We start from the raw sequence: 5,697 nt of genomic DNA, 5'->3' as shown, positions 1-5,697 counted from the left end.
CGTGCTCAATCAAAAGCAAGATTACAAGAATTGGGGATATGGGATACTCAAAACCCATTACGCCTTAGCCCTAGAGATTTTCGTCGCCAATTAAGTAATTAACATCAGTTCGGGTTAAGGTGGCAAACCCTTTCTCAATGCCCGTTTCAAATTATCCCGAACTCACGTTCATTTAGGACTACTGAGGATATATAGCTGCAGCCAGTTTTGTTAGGACAAAATCAAAACCCAAAAGAGAGTTGCCGCGCGGAGCGCGGCAACTCTCTTTTGGGTTTTATGTCCTGATACAGTTGGCGGCAGCTATAAAACCCTAAAGATGAGTGGCGGCGCTTTGCGCCGCCACTCATCTTTAGGGTTTTGATTTGTCCTCGCTATCTCTTACAGTGCTATATAACAGTGCTATTTAAGAGAGTGGGTTCTTATCAAAAAATCTTTCAGATTGCCATACATGGCAATCTGAAATCAAAAGATGAGGGGCGACGCTTTGTACTTTCCCTCATCTTTGGGTTTTTATGTCTTGATACAATTGGCAATAGCTATATTTGATTTAACTTTTATTCATAATTTATTGACACTCTATTTGCTATTATCTTGTTTCTAGGGTGGAATTTTATTCTCATTAGATTTGAGATATTTCTTTGCGTAGCCAGACAAGAATTAAATATAAAATTCTAATCTGTAGTCTGTGCCACACTTGGACTACAGGATGTATTCCTGTTTTAGAACTATACATAGTGATTTAGACAAATCAGATAAAATACTGATTGATATACTTCATAAACTGGGTAAAATAACTTCATGTTTCTTAAAGTCTGTATACAATATTTTTTGGCTAGAAGTATATATGAATACTCACAATACAGCCTTACTGCTGATCGGTTTTCAAAACGACTATTTTGCCCCTAACGGAATTCTGCATGGCATAGTTGAAGAGTCTTCTAAAGTTACGAATGCATTATCTAATACAATTCATCTTTTAGACTGTTTGGAACCCACTTCAGTATTGATTGTAGAAACACCGATCTTCTTCACTTCTAGTTATGAAGAAATGGTTGACCCAATTGGTATTCTCAAAACAATTAAAGAGGTGAGAGCATTTCAAGTTGGAACGGAGGGATCGAAAACTATTGAAGAGTTGAATCGATTTAAACATCGGATTTTGCGTGTCCCAGGGAAACGAGGTTTTAACGCCTTTGTTAATACCAATCTAAACGAAACCCTGCAACAAAATGCGATCAAAAATATCGTTTTGGCGGGAACTCTTACCTCGGTTTGTATTGATTCCACGGGACGTTCTGCGCATGAGCAAGGATATCAGGTTACAATTCTCTCTGATTGCACCTCCGCAAGAACTGTATTTGAGCAGTCATTCTATTGTGAAAATATTTTTCCTCTGTATGCAAATGTCGTCACTCACACTGAGCTTTTAAGCCAGCTTGCACTCAGCCCATGAACCCTGATGAGATGACAAACGAACTGAATACACAAATTCATTATCGGTTGATTGAAAAACTCTCGGAATCAGAGCGACGTTATCGAGAGTTAGTTGAAAGCTTAAGAGAGATCGTTTTTAAGTGCGATCCATTGGGCTGTTTTACCTTTCTCAATCGAGCTTGGACTGAGACTTTGGGGTATAACATTGCCGACTCTCTCTCTCAACCGCTTTCTAATTTTCTGGCTCCAGAAGATTTGACTCGGGGGCAACAGTTGCTCGATCAATTGCAAAAGCAACAGGTTGTGATTGGTCAAGAATTACGATTTCAACATCAATCGGGAGTAATTGTCTGGCTAGAACTATCGGCTTATTCTAGCAATCAGAGTGAGGGGGGGGGATCCTTAACGAATATTACCGATCGTAAGCTTGCCGAAACAGCTTTGCAAGAAGTCAATGAGGTTTTGGAAATACGTGTAGAGCAGCGCACAGCCGAATTAAAAAAGGCTTTGCAAGATTTACATCGGACACAGACGCAATTGGTGCAGAACGAAAAAATGTCTAGTTTGGGGCAACTGGTGGCTGGGGTTGCCCATGAAATTAATAATCCCGTTAACTTCATTCACGGCAATCTGACTTACGCTACGCAATATGTCTCGGATTTGCTCAAGGCGATCGCTTTGTATCAACAGCATAGTAATGGGATCGCTGATGAAGTTAGGGAAGAGTTAGAGGGACTGGATTTAGATTTTTTAACGCAGGATCTCACTAAGTTATTGACATCCATGAAGGTTGGCTCCGATCGCATTCGTCAAATTGTGTTGTCACTGCGTAATTTTTCGCGATTGGATGAAGCTGAATTTAAAGCTGTCAATATTCATGAAGGAATTGACAGCACGTTAATGATTTTGCAACATCGTCTCAAGGATCAAAATAACCAAAATCATAATTCTGGTATTCAAGTGATTAAACAGTATGACAACCTGCCGATGGTGGAGTGTTATGCTGGGCAGCTGAATCAGGTATTTATGAATTTATTGACCAATGCGATCGATGCCCTCGAAGAGTTATCCTGCATTGCTACCAAGAATCTTGGGAAGGAAACTACTCATAGCAAGCCCCAGCGAGCAGACTGGCAACCGACCATTACCATTGTTACCGAATTAAAAGAAGCCGATCCTTTGCTTGGTCTAGCTGTGGTGATAATTCGGATTAAGGATAACGGCGTGGGTATGGCTCAAGAGGTCATAGATCGCATTTTTGAACCATTTTTTACGACAAAGCCCGTTGGGAAAGGGACGGGTATGGGGTTGTCCATCAGTTACCAAATTATTACCGAAAGGCATGGCGGGATTCTCCGATGCCTATCGACCATAGGGCAAGGAACGGAGTTTTTGATTCAGATTCCTATTTCCCAGTCTAGTGTTTCTCAATAGTCCTAAGCTATAGTCAGTAATGGTAGAACAAACATAAAACCGAATAGAGAGTTGCGGCGCGAAGCGCCGCAACTCTCTATTCGGTTTTATGTCCTGCCCAAAACCTTACGGGGTTTATTTTTTAATTCAAAGAACTAAAATCATGGATCGTGCGGGGTTAATCGTCATTTTGGGGGCTACGGCTACGGGTAAAACTAGTTTGGCGATCGCTCTTGCGAAATATCTAAACGCTCCCATCCTAAGTGCTGACTCCCGCCAAGTTTATCGTGAGCTAGATATTGGTACTGCAAAGCCGACAATGGAGGAACGTCAAGGTGTTCCCCATTATTTGATTGATATTATTAATCCTGATCAAACTCTGACCCTTGCTGATTATCAAGATCAAGCACAAACTTTAATTGCTAAATTTCATGCCGAAGGTGTTACGCCGATCTTAGTTGGTGGTTCAGGGTTATATATCAAGGCAATTACCGCAGGGCTAAAAATTCCCCATGTGCCGCCGCAACCCGATCTGCGATCGCAATTTGAACAATTAGGACAGCACTATTGCTATCAAGTATTGCAACAGGTCGATCCCGTGGGGGCTAACAAAATTCATGCTAACGATCAAGTCAGAACTTGGCGATCGCTAGAGGTTTTTTACGTAACAGGCAAACCTTTATCAGCGCAACAGGGTGAGCAACCGCCTGATTATCAGATCGTGCAGATTGGATTGGATTGCGAAGATCTGGATGCTTATCGGAAATTAGTAGGCGATCGCACGGAGCAAATGCTAGATCGGGGGTGGCTCGATGAGATTTGTCATTTGCAAAGGTGCTATGGGAAAGACTTACCGCTTTTAAAAACTCTGGGCTATGCGGAAATGTCGGATTATTTAGCCCATAAAATCGATCTGGAAACTGCCAAATCCCTTACAGTGACGCATACTTGTCAGTTTGCAAAACGCCAGCGGACATGGTTTCGCGGTTCGGGGAATGGCGACTTGCCGATTAATTGGTTGCGATCGGGAAGTACTTGGGAAGATGCGATCGGCATTTTATAGCTGCCCATTTGATATCTTTTGTCAGGCTTAATACATAGTTGGGCAGCAGTTCCAATTACCATCGCTAATCAAGTAATAGCGTACTTACTAATTCGACGACAAGTGATAAGGGTCGCATAAGATTTTTATCCCTAGAGCCAAGATAGTAGTACTGGGATAGAATGACCATGCGGATATATTGCGCGGACGACGATTCGATCGCTTCTTGAATCATCATCGAAAAAATTAAAATAGACCCACTATCTATATTGGGAGATCCTATCTGTATCGATCTTGCCTGTTGACACTTTATTCAGGGCGCAGCAAATCCGCTGGCAGTCGCTCGAGAACGCGCTCAAAGGTTGCTGTATTATTCAGTCCCCGTGTCAACACCAGCGAACCTTGAATCAGCGCGATCGCTTCTTCCGCACGTTCGCGGGCAGTAATCGGTGTAATTCCCGCAGTGACTAACACAGTTGCCAAACTATCGATAAACAGATTGAGTGCTTGCTGCACCTGCTCTTGAAATAGACCCTGAGCCTCCCCAATCGTAAGCAGTGCCAACAAACAGTCTCGCTGTCCATGTTGATAAAACGCATCGATGTTTTGGTTCATGGCGCGGAGGCGATCGATGGGCGGAAGATCGCTGTGTAACGGTGCCAGTAGTTGCTCTTGGAGAGCCTGCGTAATATAGTCCAGAACCTCGTCAGCCATTTCTTCTTTACCATTGGGGAAATAGTGATAGAGGCTGGCTCTCTTTAAACTAGTCGCTTCCGAAAACCGCGTAATACTTGCTCCTTCATAGCCATATTCCTGAAAAACCCCCATTAGTTGGGGAATAACCGATGCTTTAGACATTTACTGCACTGACCTCAAAAAGTTTTACGTTCCTACTTGACATTCTAACAAACGTTCGGTAAGTTGGGCATATGCCGAACGTTTGGTAAAAAGCAAAGAACGCAACTATCTGTCACAAATTCCGTTCAAAACATTAAGGAGCAATACTATGACCACTTACGACAACACTGCACCTGAATCGTTAAACCTTAATGGTGCGGGGATTGCTCTAGAAGGCTACGATCCAGTGAGTTATTTTTCAGGGCAACCCGCTCTAGGCAATCCAGCTATTGCTTTCACCTATCGGGGCGCAATCTATTACTTCACTAGTGCAGCAAACAAGGCTCACTTTGAAGCCGAGCCTGAGAAATATCTACCGCAGTATGGGGGATTCTGCGCTACCGCTGTCTCTGAAGGTAAAACCTTTAGCATCGATCCAGTCAATTACAACGTGACGGATGGCAAGCTCTACCTGTTTTATAAGGGTGAATTCGGAGATGCTAAGCCTGATTGGGATGCAGATGCAGAAAACCGTCGCAAAAATGCCGATGCAAATTGGGCTAAAGGAAATTTACCTCCCGCTTAGTAGCCAGTCAAGTAATTATTGACAGGTAGAGGCGAAGCAATTTAACGCGAGCATCAGCAGTAGTAAATTGCCAATTGACTTTACAAGAGAGAATTCCTGCGATTTTCCCAAGCCGAGACTTCCTGAATCAAAAGCTATTTGTCAGGAATACGACGGTCGAGACATTGGCGATTTAAAACACTCAGCTCTATTTCAGCCATATTGATCCAACTGCGATGCTTTGGGGTGTAGTAAAACTCAATTTTGTCGAGAATTCTTCTGGCTTCCTCAGGCAGAAAAGCCTTGTAAAGAGATGATTTAACGTGAGTGTTGAGGTTATCTTGAGCAAGACGGATTTTGATGGCATGGGGATAACGTTGGTCAACCAAATATTTGATTTGGTGAG

Annotated in this window: 5 protein-coding genes and 1 pseudogene; 4 read left to right on the top strand and 2 right to left on the bottom strand. The window is 42.8% G+C overall.

What is annotated here, in order from left to right; translation table 11 throughout:
- The first annotated feature begins 844 nt into the window (after nt 1-844).
- The 3 genes from AC805_RS20165 (at nt 845) to miaA (ending at nt 3,910) form a co-directional block, all read left to right on the top strand.
- Nucleotides 845-1,453: a cysteine hydrolase gene (locus AC805_RS20165; protein WP_055077067.1), complete on the top strand. Its 609-nt coding sequence runs from the start codon at nt 845-847 to the stop codon at nt 1,451-1,453.
- Nucleotides 1,454-1,464: 11 nt separating this feature from the next.
- Nucleotides 1,465-2,868 carry an ATP-binding protein gene (locus AC805_RS20160; protein ID WP_231663880.1) on the top strand — a complete coding sequence of 468 codons (1,404 nt, stop codon included), beginning with the start codon at nt 1,465-1,467 and terminating at the stop codon, nt 2,866-2,868.
- Nucleotides 2,869-3,010: 142 nt separating this feature from the next.
- Nucleotides 3,011-3,910 (top strand): tRNA (adenosine(37)-N6)-dimethylallyltransferase MiaA, encoded by a 900-nt coding sequence (gene miaA / locus AC805_RS20155; RefSeq protein ID WP_055077065.1) that lies wholly within the window; start codon nt 3,011-3,013, stop codon nt 3,908-3,910.
- A 288-nt stretch (nt 3,911-4,198) separates the two neighbouring features.
- On the opposite strand, the gene AC805_RS20150 is transcribed toward miaA, so the two are convergent.
- A complete protein-coding gene (locus AC805_RS20150) occupies nt 4,199-4,747 on the bottom strand; it encodes a TetR/AcrR family transcriptional regulator (protein ID WP_055077064.1) in 549 nt (182 codons plus the stop codon).
- A gap of 148 nt (nt 4,748-4,895) precedes the next feature.
- Here AC805_RS20150 and AC805_RS20145 point away from each other — a divergent pair, with 148 nt between their 5' ends.
- Nucleotides 4,896-5,312 carry a YHS domain-containing (seleno)protein gene (locus AC805_RS20145; RefSeq protein ID WP_055077063.1) on the top strand — a complete coding sequence of 139 codons (417 nt, stop codon included), beginning with the start codon at nt 4,896-4,898 and terminating at the stop codon, nt 5,310-5,312.
- 7 nt (nt 5,313-5,319) lie between these two features.
- Here the strand turns inward: AC805_RS20145 and AC805_RS20140 are convergent.
- Nucleotides 5,320-5,697: pseudogene (locus AC805_RS20140) on the bottom strand (transposase); the annotation flags it as partial.

The organism is Pseudanabaena sp. 'Roaring Creek', assembly GCF_001402795.1.
In the GTDB taxonomy this organism is placed as follows: domain Bacteria; phylum Cyanobacteriota; class Cyanobacteriia; order Pseudanabaenales; family Pseudanabaenaceae; genus Pseudanabaena.
Note: the sequence above shows the minus strand (reverse complement) of the source record. Positions and strands in the feature narration are given on the sequence as shown.